Source organism: Pedobacter sp. D749 (assembly GCF_019317285.1).
In the GTDB taxonomy this organism is placed as follows: domain Bacteria; phylum Bacteroidota; class Bacteroidia; order Sphingobacteriales; family Sphingobacteriaceae; genus Pedobacter.
Genome location: NZ_CP079218.1, coordinates 769738 through 784201, shown reverse-complemented (window position 1 = coordinate 784201; position 14464 = coordinate 769738). Strand labels below are relative to the sequence as shown.

The window sequence follows — 14464 nt, the reverse complement described above, 5'->3', positions numbered from 1 at the left end:
AATCGCTTAAAAGTTCGGCTTGAAATTATTAAGTTTGGTCCGTCAGATAATTGTCCCTTTTTTACATTCCACACAGCAAACATAAACCGGATTAATATGAACTTGAAACAGTTTTATAAGTTATTGTTATTTATCTTTTTGATACCAATTTTAAGCTCCTGCTTTGAGGTAATTGAAGAAATTTCGATGAAAAACAATGGTACTGGTGATGTTATCCTCACCATAAACTTAAGTCAGAGTAAAACAAAGGTGGCTTCTGTAATGCTGTTAGATAGTGTACAGGGCTATAAAGTTCCCAGTAAACAGAAAATTCAACAAGAATTAAATGAAGCAGTGGCCTATCTGAGAAAATCAGAAGGAATTTCGAATGTAAAAAGCACGAATGATTTTAATAATTACATCGCAACCATCAGCTTTTCTTTTAAAGACGTTTCGAATATCAACAACATCACCAAAAATATTCTTGCCCAGCAAAAAATTAAGGCAACCAATACTTCATCCTACACCTATAACAAGGCTACCAAAACCTTTAGCCGAAAATACCAGGCAATCAGTACCGCTAAAACAGAATTCAGTAAATTAAAAGCAAAAGACAAGGCGGTTTTTAACGGTGCTACCTACACCAGCATCTATCGTTTCGAATCTCCTGTAACAAGTAGCAACAATCCGGCATCAAACGTGTCGAAATCCAAAAAAGCCGTGATGTTAAAAAGCAGCATTATGGATTTAATTAACGGAAAAATTAACGTATCAAACACTATACAAATATCTAAATAAATCATGCATATAGCCTCAATGGTAAAATAAACATGATCCTTATCTCTAAAAAATCTATCTAAATGAAAAAAATTCTAATTGCCATCTCCCTATTTTTATCGCTAAACTTTGCGCAGGCACAGGATTTAGCCAAAAAAATCCCATCAAATGCTTTCACAGTCGCTACCATAAAAGGCGATAATGTTTTTAAGCTCATGTTTGTAAAAGATTTTAACGAATCTTTTGTAGGCAAGAAATTATTAACGGAAACCTCTAAATCTCTGGATAAAAACTTCACTAGTATAGAAGATTTTGGCATCAACCTGGAGAAAAACATGTATTACTTCAACCAGTTGAGCGATAGTATTACCTACAACTGTTTTTTGATCCCGATAAAAGATGCCAAAAAATTTGAAAGTTTAATTGAAAACAAAGAGAAAAAATTCACCCAACAGGGCGATATCCGTACAATGGTTTTACCTGATAGCACGAGTATCATCAAATGGAACAACAACATGCTTTATTTTGTAACAGGAAGCATTAAAAGTTCGTTTTTTGCCGATTCTGTTAAATCTGCCCGTTATGGGATTAAATATACAAAATATGGGTGGGATACAGTAGGATTAGATAGTGCTGCTGTGGCTGTAGATTCGGTGGCGACGGTTGCTTATCCTGAAGAGATTAATACTCCCGCTAAAGTAAAATCTTCTAAAAAGACAAAAACCACTAATAAAAAGAAAAAATCATCAAAAAAAGCCACTAAAGGTAAAACACTAAAGAAATCTACTGCTGGTAAAAAGAAAAAGCCAGTTAGTGATGGCTTTATTTATGATGGAATATCACCAGACATGCCCGATGATGCGGTAAGGGATAGTGCTGTAGCTTATGTTTCAAGCGATGTAGCGGACGCTGAAAATTATAATCAGGCTGGTGATGAAAAGCACTATCAAGAGTACCAGAAAGAACTGGCAGAACAGGATGCCAAGAAAAAAAGACTGGCTTTTACCTGGATGACTGCTCAGGCCGATAATATTTTCAACGGCACTTACCAATCTATTGAGACAAATAAATCTTATACCTCAAGTTTGGACAACAAAGCCATTGCAGAGCTTTGGGTATCGAGCCTGCAGGATGTTTACAATTCAATTGCGCCAGAATTTGGAACTTATGGCAAAGCAGGTCTCATGAAAGGTTATGGTAGTTTAAACGCCAAACTTTTTATGGATAACAAAAGTTTCCGTATTTCTACGGGTTTAGAGCTGGCCCAGGAACAAGCCGATGCTTATAAAAAAATTATGAACAGGAAGTTGAACAAAAACTTTCTGAAATATGTAGACAGCGAAAAAGCCCTTGGTTTTATGAGCTATTCTATTGATACTAAATCCTATTTAGAAGAATTCCCAAAGTTAATGAAACAAACTTACGGTTCATTTTTGGGTGGTAAAATGGAAGAGGAAATTGATCTAGGAACTGAGTTATTCAGTCTTTTGCTTGATGAAGAAGCAGTAAGCAAAGTAATCAAAGGTGATGCGCTATTCGTAATCAATGGATTAAAAACCAAAGAAGTTACTTATACCACTTATGAGTATGATGATGATTATAATCAGAAAGAGGTAACAAAAACCAAAAATGAAACTTTACCTGATTTCCTTTTCATGTTCTCTTCTGAAGATACCAGGTTGATCAATAAATTGATTAAATATGGTATTCATAAAAATATGGTAACGGTTGAAAATAATATCTATAAAATCCAGGAGAAGAAAAGCCCGATTGATATTTACTTTATGATTAAAGACGGAATTGTGTTTTTTGGCAATTCTTTAAGTGAGATGCAAAGCATCAGTAAAAATCAATACAACAACAAAATCAGCAAACTGCACAAAGACCTGTTGAGCAAAAACAATTTCAGCTTCCTGTTTAATGCTAAAAATCTTGTAGGAAAAGTGCCAGATTCGGAAATTGGTGGTGAAGAAACCGCTAAGAAATTTAACAGTACTTTAGAAAAAATGGGTAATGTGTACATGAAATCGAACCCGATTAAGGGCAGACTGGTTTCAGCAGATATTAGCGCCGAAATTCCAAACGGGCATGAAAATGCATTGAAGTATTTATTCTCGCTAATTGAAAATGCAGCTAAATAGTTCGAAGTTGGGAGTTTTTAGTTTGGAGAAGGTTGCAAAGTGCCAGAAGGTTATAATGCTGGAAAGTTAAAATAACTAATTTGCAATAGACCAATAAACTAATGGCCAGTGAACTACTAAACAATCACTAGTTCGCAATAACCAATGAACGAATGACAAATGAACCAATGAACCATTCTCTATGAAGAAATTTTTAAAAATAACAGCAGCGATAGTAATATTGCTGCTGCTTTGTTATTTCGGCTTTTTCAAATACAGGCAAATCCAGGCCAATAAGATATCCATCCCTGTTTCTACCAATGCTTTGTTTAAAATTAATGTTGATGAACTATACAAAACTATTGCAATTAGTTATCTGAAACATCCTGGTCAATATTCAGGAGCAGACAAGAAAGGGATCAAAGAAAGGTTAACCGATTTAAACACAGGCTTAAAAATACCTGCAAACATTTACATATACACGTTAAAAGGAAAGGCTAAAAATACTTTTTTCTCGTGTTTCGAAATAGCTGATAGCTTGGCATTTAACCGCTTTATTCTGAAAAAGCTTGCATTAATCAAAAAGGAAGCTCATTTTTTCCAGTCTGCAGATTCAACATTTTGCCTTCTGTTTAACAATAAAACGGTAAGTCTGGCATTTACTCTGAAAAAGGAGCCGGTAAAAAATATACTGGACGAAATCCAATCTCAAAAGAACATGGTTAAAATTAGCGATAGCAAGTTTGAGCAAATGGCCAGCTTTTCCGATCACCTGTCTTTTCAAAATGAAGAAACTTTAAGCAAAGTTAATTTTACGGATGGAAAAATTGATTTTAACAGTGAATTAGTGAATAGATGGATAGAACCTGCTGCTGAACCTAAGCATCGGACTTTAAATCCCCAAAGTACAGTGAGTATGTGGTTAAACGGGAAGTTTAAACCTACTTTGTCTAAAAAAAATGCAGCTGAAAGTCTTTCCCTACTTTCAAAAGATAGTTTTTTCAGATTTTACAAAGATTACGTGGATTTTGAATGGACAAACACTATTACGCAGGTAGATACCATTGTTGGCTACGAGTACAATGACGACTTTGAGCAGGTGGAGAAAAAAATACTTCAAGACCGGAAGATTCCCTCGATTACTATAAATCTAAATGCCGACGATAAAGCAATGAATACTTATCTTAAATCACTAGGTGCATTAGATCAATCTACCGGAAAGATTAGCAGCGCAATGATTCCTTTATACCAGTTTTATTTTAAAGGCAATAATGGTAATGTTCAATTAAGTACAGTTCAAAGCGCTAAACCCGATTTGAAAAGAGCATCATCTGACGACTTCTTTTATTTTAAAGTTGATTTTAAAAAATTGATCAAACAAACAACAATACCCCTAATTGCGGATAAACTGGGTACTTTTAGTCAACTGGAGATCAAAGCAAAAAGTATAGAAAAAGACAAAATCAAACTAGAATCGGAACTTTTATTTTTGAATGAGGATCGTAACGCCTTGATTCAACTTTTAAGAACATTTAAAAATGGATTCAACAGCTCGTTAAATTTTAATATTCCGGCAAACAAGTAGAGTATTTCCCGCAGATTCAAGGTGATTTACGCAGAGTATTGTGATCTTTTATGTTATTCTTATAAATCATACAAGTCGTTTGATAGTCTACGATTGACAGATTTCAATAGAGTGGTCGTCTTTCCCGCGCAGGCGGGAATCTTAAAGCGCTTGCATTACGATTCCCAATCAAGTTGGGAATGACGACCCTCATAAGCTAACATTTGCAAGATTAAGATGGCTTCGCAGTAACGAAATTAGGCAACAAAAAAACCTTACAGATTTTAGAACTGTAAGGTTTTTTTATTTACCGTTGAGGGAAAGCCTTAAACCTTCTGCCTTCCTACCCCAGGCCTTATTATGGCCAAACGCCTAAATTCATATAAGAAACGGCAATTTTATCAATTGAATTTACAAAAGCAGCAGTTCTTAAGGTTTGCGTGCCTGGTTTGTTCATCAATGTTTCGCGAATTTCATGATAAGAATGAATCATCGTGTCTTCTAAACCAGAGTTTACCAATTCCATTTCTGATGCGCCTTTAACAATCATTAAACGGTGCTCCGGAAGGATGGTTTTACCGGTTAAGTTCTCTAAAGTATTGATCAGATTGGCATTTGAGTTAGCTGCATAACGGTTCTCCATACGACCAAATGCCACATGTGAAAGATTTTTCAGCCATTCGAAATAAGAAACCGTAACACCACCTGCATTGCAATACATATCAGGAATGATGATACCGCCCATCTCTGTAAAAATGGCTTCAGCTTCTGGCGTTGTTGGTCCGTTTGCACCTTCAGCAATAATTTTTGCTTTGATATTGCGGATATTAAGCTCCGTAAACTGGTTTTCTAATGCTGCCGGAACAATGATATCGCAATCTTGCTCTAAACCTTCCATCGAATTTTTAAAGCTGGTAGCACCAGGGAAATCTAAAATTGAACCTGTGTTTTTACGGTGTGCAAAAACCTCATCAACGTTTAATCCATTAGGGTTATAAATAGCACCTTCAAACTCACAAAGCCCCACAATTGTAGCACCAAATTCGGCTAAAAATTTAGCTGAGTGATAACCTACGTTACCTAATCCCTGTACAATTACCCTTTTATCGCCTAAGCCAGCTTTAAAGCCGATTTTAGCCATATCTTCTGCTACTTCAACACATTCGCGTACGGCGTAAGCAACCCCACGGCCTGTAGCTTCTTTACGTCCACGAATACCATGTAAAGCAATTGGCTTACCAGTTACACAGCCTAAAGCATCTAACTGACCTGGGTTCATGGTCATATAAGTATCGGCAATCCAGCTCATTTCGCGTTCACCAGATCCGTAATCAGGAGCAGGAACATCAATACCAGGGCCAATAAAGTTTTTCTTAATTAATTCTGTGGTATAACGACGTGTGATGGTTTCCAGTTCGGCAACACTGTATTGTTTCGTATTGATTTTGATACCACCTTTTGCACCGCCAAACGGAACGTTAACAATAGCACATTTGTAAGTCATTAAGGCAGCAAGCGCCATCACTTCATCTTCGTTAACCATTTCACTGTAACGGATACCACCCTTTGTAGGGCTCATGTGGTGAGAGTGCTCAACACGCCAGGCATCAATTACTTCAAAACCGTTTCCGCGGCGGATTGGAAATTGGAAACGATATACACTATTACATGTTTTAATCTGGTTCAATAAACCTTCCGGATGATTGGTGAATTGAGCCGCACTGTCAAAGTTCTTACAAACATCTGCAAAGAACTTGTTCTCGTCTGCTAGATTAGCCATTATTTATTTTTTATATTGAATAAGTTTTCGGTGCAAAATTGCCTAAAAAAACTTCACATATCCAAATGCAAAAATACTTAGTGTATAGCTAACACCACCCTATTCAGCCTTTAAAACAGGTTTTATACCGTTTATACCAAACTGTTCAAAAACAATATTTAAACAGGTTTAAACAGGGATATCCTGACTCCTCAACCCGATTAAAACGACCATTTTCATAAGTTTTATGATTGCTTATTCTGATGAAAAAAAATTATAAAAAAAATATCCACAAGACCATTTTATTACGATACTGATTAATCAACAGACAAAAAAGCTACAATAATTACGAATATCATAAATTTTGCATCAGAAATAAGGCATAAAAAAGGAGATCAATATAATTTTGATCTCCGTTAAACTTAATCCAGACTATCGCTATTACGACTCGTCTTATTTATTGATGTGGTTTTCTTTTTCGATTTTCTTCAATCTTTTATCAATTGAGAAAAGATAAGCCAAGAGGCCAACCAGTATAATTACGATACATATTACCACAACATATATCTTTCCATTGCTACGAAGGCTATCAGCCATTTCCACGCCATTATCTTGTGCAAATAACTGCATGGTGGCCATCATTAAGATCAGGGATAAAAATATCTTCTTCATTTTAGTTATGTTGTTGTTTGTTTTCAATATTGCGAATTCTAAAACGGATAGTGTACACCCAGTAACCGATTAATATCCAGCCTAAACATGCAGGATAAAACACCATGCGCATGCGGCTATCTAAATCGTAACTGTTAAAACCTGGGTTACCACCATTGCCAGGATGTAATGAATCTTTTAAACGTGGCAACACAAAAAGCAACACCACCATCATTGGGAAAGCAAAAATATTATAAATAGCAGAAATTTTTGCTCTTTTTTGTTCTTCATCAATTGCATTCCGGAGAATGAGATAAGCAAAGTAAAGCAAAATTGAAATGGCAGCGAAATTCTGTTTAGGATCGAAACTCCAAAATTGTCCCCAGGTATATTTAGCCCAGATGGCACCGGTAACCAAACCCAAAAGGCCAAAAATAATTCCGGCATTTACACTCTCCACAGCCTTCATATCGTCGATTTCACTCTTGCTACTCAGTGACTTCACACTATAGAAAACAGAAATCGAAAACAGCACAATCATAGCAAACCACATCGGAACATGGAAGTACAGATTCCGGATTGTTTCATTTAATATAGGTAAACGAGGTACGTGAAGTAATAAACCCGCGATTGCAGTATAAATCACCAGAATTGAACCTAAAATTTTCCACCAGGTTTTATGCATATTTATATTTAATTATTGAATGATTGAGTATTGAATGTAGATTCCATCATCCGTTTTCCATCTTCCATATTTAATCTCTCCAAAGGTAAGGAAATAACAATAAAGACGTTGCCACCATCAGTACATTCACTACTAGTAACATCGCAATTTCATCGTAACTATTCTCCCATGGCAAGCCATCCACCGCATTTTTGGCCAGTTTAATTAACAAGATCAATACAGGAATAATGATCGGAAAACTTAATATCGCCATTAACATGCCACCATTACCAGCTTTACTGGCTATTGCCGAAACCATGGTAAATACAGTAGAAAAACTGATACTGCCCAACACCACGGCGATGTAATACATGATTAAATCGGGCGGGGTAAAAGAATCGAAAACGAGTGTATAAAAACCTAAAGCAATTGTGGTAAGCACCAGCATTAATATGGTATTGTAAACAGTTTTTGAAATTAAAACTGCAGCGGGACTGGCCAAAATATAACTGTATAACTGCTGACCTTTGGTTTCCTGTAAAAAACTTTTTGATACACCATTAATAGAGGCAAAAAGCATGATAATCCAGAATAAGGCATTCCAGGTTAATTTATCACCAAGGCTTACAAATGACAGGTAACAAGTAAAAATGGTAGAAACCACATAGAGCAATACACCGTTAATGGTATATTTGGAGCGCCACTCCAACGATACTTCCTTGTGAATTAAATATTTAACCTCTTTGGCCAATTGCATAACCGCAAAGATACTTTTATTGATAAATATTGCATGCTTAAATTGTTGTATTGTTGTAATTTTGTTAGGAAACTATTTAGCCAGGGGACGCAGAGAAAGATTTAAACAACAGACAAAAAGGATAAACACGGATGGCATTTTTAAAGCAGTATAATCGGGATTAATGGCATTTAAATTTTATTGGCTACGGAGGCACAGAAGACACGGAGAAAGACTATTAACCACAGATGCTATTCTTTCGAGTAGCATAAACGAGGTTAAAGGCATTTAAAATTTAATTAAACACGTAGACACAGAAAACACTAAGAAAAACAATATGCACAAAGATCTGTGTTCATCTGTGTGTATCTGTGGTAAAAAGTATGAACTATGCATCAGTTATAGAAACGCCTATTGGCAGATTAAGCATCCTGGCTGATGAGGATTTTGTGCATGCCGTTACTTTTGAAGAAAAGGATATAGCTGGTTTGATAGAAAACGAACTGACCATAAAAGTTGCCAACCAATTAAAAGCATATTTTAATGGAAAGCTTCAGGATTTCGATTTTCCAATGAAACAAAAAGGAACCGAATTTCAACAGGAAGTATGGCAGAATTTATTGACGATTCCTTTTGGCGAAACCACCTCATACGCAAAATTTTCTACGCACAATCCGTTAGCGATACGGGCTATTGCAGCAGCAAACGGAAAAAACAATATTGCCATTGCAGTACCATGCCATAGGGTAATTGGCAGTAGTGGTAAACTGGTGGGGTATGTGGGTGGATTGTGGCGTAAACAGTGGCTGCTACAACATGAAAGTGAGGTTGCAAAAAAAGGACAAACCGAATTAAAATTTTAAAACCATAATTTTAGCAGATGAATAACGATCAAGCCGGAACACCAAATAATTATCTAAAAGCAATACGATTAATCAACATTGAGGGCAACAAATGCGCTTTTGAAACGGGTAAAATCCCGATCCGCCAACATATTAATGCGAACTATTTTTTCGCCCAAACTGATGTATCAACTTTAGAGAAAATCCCCCACCCTGCACCGAGGAGGCAATATGTAATTACGCTTAAGGGTAAACTCCGGTTTACAGTAAGCAATGGCGAAACTTTTATGATTGAACCTGGGATTGTCCTTATTGCCAACGATACTGCCGGAGAAGGACATACCTGGGAAGTTATAGATGGCAGTGAATGGGAAAGGATCTATATTCCACTGGAAGAAGATACCGATGATTATTTTATGGCAGATTAAGATCCTCAAAACCAAGATTAGGCCAATTTCGTAAGTCATATCAAAACCGATGATATTATGAAAACAGTCTGTTCCCTCCTATTTGTTCTTTTTACCTATTTGCCGATGGAAAAAAATGTTCCGGTGACTAAGTTAGACCTAAAAAAATATTCGGGAACATGGTATTCACTATATTCTATTCCTACCATTTTTGATAAAGGGAGTCGTGAAACAACTACCAGGTATACTTTGAATAAAGATGGTTATTACAACGTGCTCACCACTTATAAAAAACCTGGAGATGATAAGATTTACTCCAGAACTTCAAAAATGTTTCCGTCAGAAGATGGTGATAAAGGGGAGTTACAGGCACAATTTATCTGGCCGATCAAAGTCGATTATTGGATTATCGAACTTGCAGACGATTATTCTTATGTAGTGGTGGGTCATCCCGAACATAAGTTTTTGTTCATCATGAGCCGCAATCAGACGATGCCGAAGAAAACCCATGATGAAATTGTAGCCAGATGTAAAGCTAAAGGGTATGAGGTAAGTAGACTAACCTCGCAACAACATGAAAAAGATTAAGCTGTAATTTTTTCGCCGCGTTTAACACTAAAAAGCATAAATACAACACCTACCAAAAGTACAATCCAGCCCCATTGGAAATGAACAACTTTACCGATAAGTTTATTTGCGAAGCCATATTTAGTGTAATTGTTTGCTGTAAAGTAAACAGCAACTACAGCTAACACATACCAGATAGCCATTACAAAACTCATAAACCTAAAGGCACCTACTTTTCTGATAAATAGAACCAATACCGAAATGGCTATAATAGCATAAGTGATCAAAAACAAACGCGCATCTGATTGATACAAGTTCCAATTGCCTTTAATGGGCACTTTTAGCATGGGGCAGAAACCTGCAATAACGCATAACAATATGCCTAACCAGGCCCTGAATTTATTTAATACTAACATAGTTAAAAATGATTACACTGATTTTAACGATTCCGCCGGTTGGCAATTGTTTGTAATAGAATTTAATGGTTTAATCGCTAACTTACCTGGTATTTTTTAATGACTAATGACTAATGACTAATGACTAATGACTAATGACTAATGACTAAACTACTGCCCTTCAATAATCCCCATCTTATCTGCAAAGTGGGCACAGTAATCGCGTAAATCTTCAACAATTAAAGTTTCATTTGTGGCTTTTAAAAAGCTGTCGGCCATGGTTTGCAAAGTTTCGTAGAAGAAACGTTTCATTTCATCAACAGGCATATCCTTTGTCCAAAGATCTATCTTTAGGGTATTTTTATAATTGTGGTCCCAAACGGATAAAAACATCGCCTTTGCAGGTACTTTATCAGCGTTACCAGAATCTGTGCTTTCCCAAAGTATGTTATCCGGGTTGTTGCCTTCATCTAACTCAACGGTTATTTTTATTTCTGCTTTTTTCATATTAATATTGATTTCATCGATTTAACAGATTCCTCTGATTTAGACCGACTAATTTTTACGGATGCAAAGATGCTTAATATTAGTTTTACTTCATCGAAGCTTTAAACTACTTTTTGTAATATTAACATCAAGATTGCTGCAATAAAGATAAATATCAATTCTACTATCCAAATACGCTTAATATCTTTCAAAGTGAAGCGAAAAATCATATCTGTAATAAAGGTTACAAGAATCAGGCAACCTAAAACAAGAAGGTAAAAACCATCCATATTTACATGACGTGGTGCCGTACTTTTCTCCGAAAAGAGATTTACAACCACCAAGCCCAAACCAATGGCACTTACAATATTTAATGGCGTAATCCTAAAGTTCATCTGTGTTTATTTATTTGTTTTCAATTGTCAGATGGAGCCTTTGACAATTGAAATAATTATTTAGAAAATTAATAATTATTTTAATTGTGTCGGGTTCATTACTTTTTCTTATCAAATTTTTTGCCCTTTTTAAAACTCTTTATCTGTTTACCAGCCTTTGCTTTAGCTTTCTCCCTCACCTTTTTTTCTATTGCCGCGGCATGTTTTTTCTCGTGGAAAGCTCCTTGAAAATCAGGATCTTCCTTACGTTTCTGCATATCGATTTCTTTTGCAATATGCTGGCGTTCTTCGTAAGGGGTTTCATCAATGAATACACCTTCCGGAATTTCGGCCACAGGAATATATTGACGGATCAATTTTTCGATCTTGCGGATATAATATTTTTCGGCATCAGTAGCAAGGGTAATTGCATCACCTTTGGAAAAAGCCCTGCCGGTACGGCCGATACGGTGTACATAATCTTCAATAATGATAGGCACATCGAAATTGATCACATGACTCACATCACTCACATCGATACCTCTACTCGCCACATCTGTAGCCACCAGCACCCTGATATTACCTTCTTTAAAACTATTTATAGAGTTAATCCTGGTATTCTGTCCTTTATTCGCATGGATTACACGAACATTTTCAGCACCATATCTTCTTTCAATAAAACTGAAAATATTATCGGCAACCGTTTTGGTTTTACAAAAAATAATCAGACGGTTAAAAGTCTCATCATTTTTCAACAAATGCTGCAACAGGTTAATTTTCGTTTTAAAATTGGGAACGTAATATAAAGTCTGCGTTACATTTGCAGCAGGGGTTGCTTGCGCAGATGCCTCAATTACCAGCGGGTTATTCAAGAAATCGCCGGCAATTTTCTGCACTAAATCACTCATGGTTGCCGAGAACAACAAATTTTGGCGTTTGCGCGGAACAATTTCTAAAATCCTATGAATAGAGCCAATAAAACCCATATCCATCATCTTATCCGCTTCATCCAACACCAAAAATTTCAAACTCTGTGTGTTAATATCGCCGGCTAAATACAAATCCAAAAATCTTCCCGGCGTAGCAATCAAAATATCAACGCCCTTTGCAATTTGCTCTTTCTGTGTTTTCGGACCGATTCCGCCGAAAATCACTAAAGAACGTAAATCGGTATAAGTAGAAAATAATTTCACCTGTTCTGCAATCTGCATGGCCAGTTCGCGTGTTGGCGACAAAATCAGTGCTCTTGGATGATCGCCCTGAGCATATTTCAACTGCATTAAAATTGGCAAAACAAAAGCAGCAGTTTTTCCTGTACCAGTTTCGGCAATACCAAAAATATCCTGTCCAGATAACACTGGAGCGATTGCTTTTTCCTGTATCGGCGTGGCAACGGTATAACCTGCATCGGCAACTGCATTTAAAATTTGCCTGTTTAACTTAAATTCTTCGAACGATTTTGCCATAGCGCACAAAGATAGTGATTAAGGTTGAGGGTTTGAAGGTGTAAGGCAGAAGGTTTCAGTAACATCTAAAAAACAAGGTTTCTTTTATAAGAATTAGTAGAAAAGCAAGTTCAGTGATTCTTCTTTCAGCAAGCCCCGCCATCAGCTTTACTTCGTGCCCGCTCCTGTCGGGTTTATTTCACTCAAAACAGTAACGTTAAACTCAGTTTTGCACCTTTCATCCGCTAACCTGGTGGGTCAAAATTCTCAAATCTCATATCTAACTTCTCAAATCTATTTTTACCTTTGAAACCATGAATACTTACCTGATAAAAGCTGCGACAATTGTAAATGAAGGACAAAAAATTGTTGCTGATGTATTGATAAAAGATGGATTAATTGCCAAAATTGGTCAAAATTTATCCGCACCTGATGCCCAGGAAATTAATGCAGAAGGACAATACCTTTTACCAGGGATGATTGACGATCAGGTCCATTTCCGCGAGCCGGGATTAACCCATAAGGCCGATATTTTTACCGAAAGTATGGCTGCTGTAGCTGGGGGGATTACCTCTTTTATGGAAATGCCCAATACGGTACCCAATACCTTAACACAGGATTTACTGGCTGATAAATACGAAATTGCAGCTCAAACTTCACTGGCCAATTACTCATTTTACATGGGTGCCAGTAATGATAATATTGAAGAAGTTTTAAAAACCGATCCTAAAAATGTTTGCGGAATTAAGGTTTTTATGGGTTCATCAACCGGGAATATGCTGGTTGACAATGAAAAAACCTTAGAAAATATCTTTAGTAAAGCGCCAATATTAGTAGCTACGCATTGCGAAGATGAAGCAACCATCCGCGAAAACTTAGCTAAGTTTAAGTCGCAATATGGTGACGATTTAACAATCGATATGCACCCTTTAATCCGCAGTGCAGAGGCTTGTTATAAATCATCATCACTAGCGGTCGAACTGGCAAAAACTTACCAAACGCGTTTGCATATCCTGCACATTTCTACAGCAAAAGAAATAGCCTTATTTGATAATATTACCCCGCTAAAGGATAAAAAAATCACGGCAGAAGCTTGTGTACATCACCTTTGGTTTAACGATAAAGATTACGCTTCAAAAGGAAATTTCATCAAATGGAATCCTGCAGTAAAAACCGAAGATGATCAAAAAGGTGTGCTTAAAGGCGTTCTTGAAGATTATATTGATGTGATTGCCACAGATCACGCCCCACATACATTGGAAGAAAAGCAGCAGCCTTACGCTCAAGCTCCATCTGGCGGCCCGTTGGTACAGCATGCCTTACCGGCATTATTAGAAATGCATTTACAAGGTAAAATTTCTTTAGAAAAAATTGTCGAAAAAACGGCTCATAATCTGGCGATTTGTTTTGACATAGAGAAACGTGGTTTCATCCGCGAAGGCTACTGGGCAGATTTAGTGCTGGTAGACCTCAAAGATTCATGGAAAGTAACCAAATTGAATAATTTCTATAAATGTGGCTGGAGTCCGTTTGACGGAGATACTTTCCAGGCAAGTATTACACATACCTTTGTATCAGGCAACCTGGCTTACCAAAGTGGTAAATTCACGACCGATCAGATCGGAAAACGTTTGACATTTGTGAGATAGATTTGTTATATTTGTTTAGCTTAAGAAATTAGCAATGACAGATTTACAG

At 36.6% G+C, this 14464-nt stretch carries 15 protein-coding genes; 7 read left to right on the top strand and 8 right to left on the bottom strand.

Annotated elements, in window-relative coordinates; translation table 11 throughout:
• Window positions 1-96: 96 nt before the first annotated feature.
• From KYH19_RS03235 to KYH19_RS03225, 3 genes are all read left to right on the top strand, one after another.
• The gene (locus KYH19_RS03235; protein WP_219077532.1) at window positions 97-777 is read left to right on the top strand and encodes a hypothetical protein; all 681 of its coding nucleotides are present in this window, start codon (window positions 97-99) and stop codon (window positions 775-777) included.
• 62 nt (window positions 778-839) lie between these two features.
• Window positions 840-2897 carry a hypothetical protein gene (locus KYH19_RS03230; RefSeq protein ID WP_219077531.1) on the top strand — a complete coding sequence of 686 codons (2058 nt, stop codon included), beginning with the start codon at window positions 840-842 and terminating at the stop codon, window positions 2895-2897.
• A gap of 181 nt (window positions 2898-3078) precedes the next feature.
• Entirely contained in the window at window positions 3079-4461 is a 1383-nt protein-coding gene (locus tag KYH19_RS03225) for a hypothetical protein (protein ID WP_219077530.1), read from the top strand.
• 337 nt (window positions 4462-4798) lie between these two features.
• Here the strand turns inward: KYH19_RS03225 and KYH19_RS03220 are convergent, their stop codons facing one another.
• From KYH19_RS03220 to KYH19_RS03205, 4 genes are all read right to left on the bottom strand, one after another.
• Complete coding sequence (locus tag KYH19_RS03220; RefSeq protein ID WP_121282630.1) at window positions 4799-6220, bottom strand: Glu/Leu/Phe/Val dehydrogenase; 1422 nt, start codon at window positions 6218-6220, stop codon at window positions 4799-4801.
• Window positions 6221-6652: 432 nt separating this feature from the next.
• The gene (locus KYH19_RS03215; protein WP_219077529.1) at window positions 6653-6871 is read right to left on the bottom strand and encodes a CcmD family protein; all 219 of its coding nucleotides are present in this window, start codon (window positions 6869-6871) and stop codon (window positions 6653-6655) included.
• A 1-nt stretch (window position 6872) separates the two neighbouring features.
• On the bottom strand, window positions 6873-7535 hold the full coding sequence (ccsA, locus tag KYH19_RS03210) for a cytochrome c biogenesis protein CcsA (RefSeq protein ID WP_219077528.1): 663 nt from the start codon (window positions 7533-7535) through the stop codon (window positions 6873-6875).
• A 70-nt stretch (window positions 7536-7605) separates the two neighbouring features.
• Window positions 7606-8271, bottom strand: a complete 666-nt coding sequence (locus KYH19_RS03205) for a heme exporter protein CcmB (protein ID WP_219077527.1) — start codon at window positions 8269-8271, stop codon at window positions 7606-7608.
• A gap of 362 nt (window positions 8272-8633) precedes the next feature.
• On the opposite strand from KYH19_RS03205, the gene KYH19_RS03200 reads away from it, so the two are divergent.
• Genes KYH19_RS03200 through KYH19_RS03190 form a run of 3 tightly spaced genes read left to right on the top strand, consistent with a single transcriptional unit; the run spans window position 8634 to window position 10087 of the window.
• Complete coding sequence (locus tag KYH19_RS03200) at window positions 8634-9113, top strand: methylated-DNA--[protein]-cysteine S-methyltransferase (RefSeq protein WP_219077526.1); 480 nt, start codon at window positions 8634-8636, stop codon at window positions 9111-9113.
• Between the two features lie 17 nt (window positions 9114-9130).
• Entirely contained in the window at window positions 9131-9520 is a 390-nt protein-coding gene (locus tag KYH19_RS03195; protein ID WP_219077525.1) for a hypothetical protein, read from the top strand.
• A gap of 57 nt (window positions 9521-9577) precedes the next feature.
• On the top strand, window positions 9578-10087 hold the full coding sequence (locus KYH19_RS03190) for a lipocalin family protein (RefSeq protein ID WP_132394884.1): 510 nt from the start codon (window positions 9578-9580) through the stop codon (window positions 10085-10087).
• Here the strand turns inward: KYH19_RS03190 and KYH19_RS03185 are convergent.
• From KYH19_RS03185 to KYH19_RS03170, 4 genes are all read right to left on the bottom strand, one after another.
• Window positions 10084-10482 carry a hypothetical protein gene (locus KYH19_RS03185; protein WP_132394885.1) on the bottom strand — a complete coding sequence of 133 codons (399 nt, stop codon included), beginning with the start codon at window positions 10480-10482 and terminating at the stop codon, window positions 10084-10086. The two genes, KYH19_RS03190 and KYH19_RS03185, sit on opposite strands and share 4 nt — an antisense overlap.
• A 150-nt stretch (window positions 10483-10632) precedes the next feature.
• Window positions 10633-10968 carry a gliding motility protein GldC gene (gene gldC, locus KYH19_RS03180; protein WP_121282622.1) on the bottom strand — a complete coding sequence of 112 codons (336 nt, stop codon included), beginning with the start codon at window positions 10966-10968 and terminating at the stop codon, window positions 10633-10635.
• A 101-nt stretch (window positions 10969-11069) separates the two neighbouring features.
• Window positions 11070-11342, bottom strand: coding sequence for a hypothetical protein (locus KYH19_RS03175; protein ID WP_132394886.1), 273 nt, complete (start codon window positions 11340-11342; stop codon window positions 11070-11072).
• 98 nt (window positions 11343-11440) lie between these two features.
• Window positions 11441-12787: a DEAD/DEAH box helicase gene (locus KYH19_RS03170; protein WP_132394887.1), complete on the bottom strand. Its 1347-nt coding sequence runs from the start codon at window positions 12785-12787 to the stop codon at window positions 11441-11443.
• A 293-nt stretch (window positions 12788-13080) separates the two neighbouring features.
• Here KYH19_RS03170 and KYH19_RS03165 point away from each other — a divergent pair, with 293 nt between their 5' ends.
• Complete coding sequence (locus KYH19_RS03165) at window positions 13081-14415, top strand: dihydroorotase (RefSeq protein WP_219077524.1); 1335 nt, start codon at window positions 13081-13083, stop codon at window positions 14413-14415.
• Window positions 14416-14464 lie beyond the last annotated feature (49 nt).

Bases quoted from the DNA above. Each gene is read 5' to 3' on its own strand.
- KYH19_RS03170 (WP_132394887.1), bottom strand. From the start codon at position 12,787: ATGGCAAAATCGTTCGAAGAATTTAAGTTAAACAGGCAAATTTTAAAT.
- KYH19_RS03230 (WP_219077531.1), top strand. From the start codon at position 840: ATGAAAAAAATTCTAATTGCCATCTCCCTATTTTTATCGCTAAACTTT.
- gldC (WP_121282622.1), bottom strand. From the start codon at position 10,968: ATGAAAAAAGCAGAAATAAAAATAACCGTTGAGTTAGATGAAGGCAAC.
- ccsA (WP_219077528.1), bottom strand. From the start codon at position 7,535: ATGCATAAAACCTGGTGGAAAATTTTAGGTTCAATTCTGGTGATTTAT.
- KYH19_RS03235 (WP_219077532.1), top strand. From the start codon at position 97: ATGAACTTGAAACAGTTTTATAAGTTATTGTTATTTATCTTTTTGATA.
- KYH19_RS03220 (WP_121282630.1), bottom strand. From the start codon at position 6,220: ATGGCTAATCTAGCAGACGAGAACAAGTTCTTTGCAGATGTTTGTAAG.
- KYH19_RS03185 (WP_132394885.1), bottom strand. From the start codon at position 10,482: ATGTTAGTATTAAATAAATTCAGGGCCTGGTTAGGCATATTGTTATGC.
- KYH19_RS03175 (WP_132394886.1), bottom strand. From the start codon at position 11,342: ATGAACTTTAGGATTACGCCATTAAATATTGTAAGTGCCATTGGTTTG.
- KYH19_RS03215 (WP_219077529.1), bottom strand. From the start codon at position 6,871: ATGAAGAAGATATTTTTATCCCTGATCTTAATGATGGCCACCATGCAG.
- KYH19_RS03165 (WP_219077524.1), top strand. From the start codon at position 13,081: ATGAATACTTACCTGATAAAAGCTGCGACAATTGTAAATGAAGGACAA.
- KYH19_RS03225 (WP_219077530.1), top strand. From the start codon at position 3,079: ATGAAGAAATTTTTAAAAATAACAGCAGCGATAGTAATATTGCTGCTG.
- KYH19_RS03205 (WP_219077527.1), bottom strand. From the start codon at position 8,271: ATGCAATTGGCCAAAGAGGTTAAATATTTAATTCACAAGGAAGTATCG.
- KYH19_RS03200 (WP_219077526.1), top strand. From the start codon at position 8,634: ATGAACTATGCATCAGTTATAGAAACGCCTATTGGCAGATTAAGCATC.
- KYH19_RS03190 (WP_132394884.1), top strand. From the start codon at position 9,578: ATGAAAACAGTCTGTTCCCTCCTATTTGTTCTTTTTACCTATTTGCCG.
- KYH19_RS03195 (WP_219077525.1), top strand. From the start codon at position 9,131: ATGAATAACGATCAAGCCGGAACACCAAATAATTATCTAAAAGCAATA.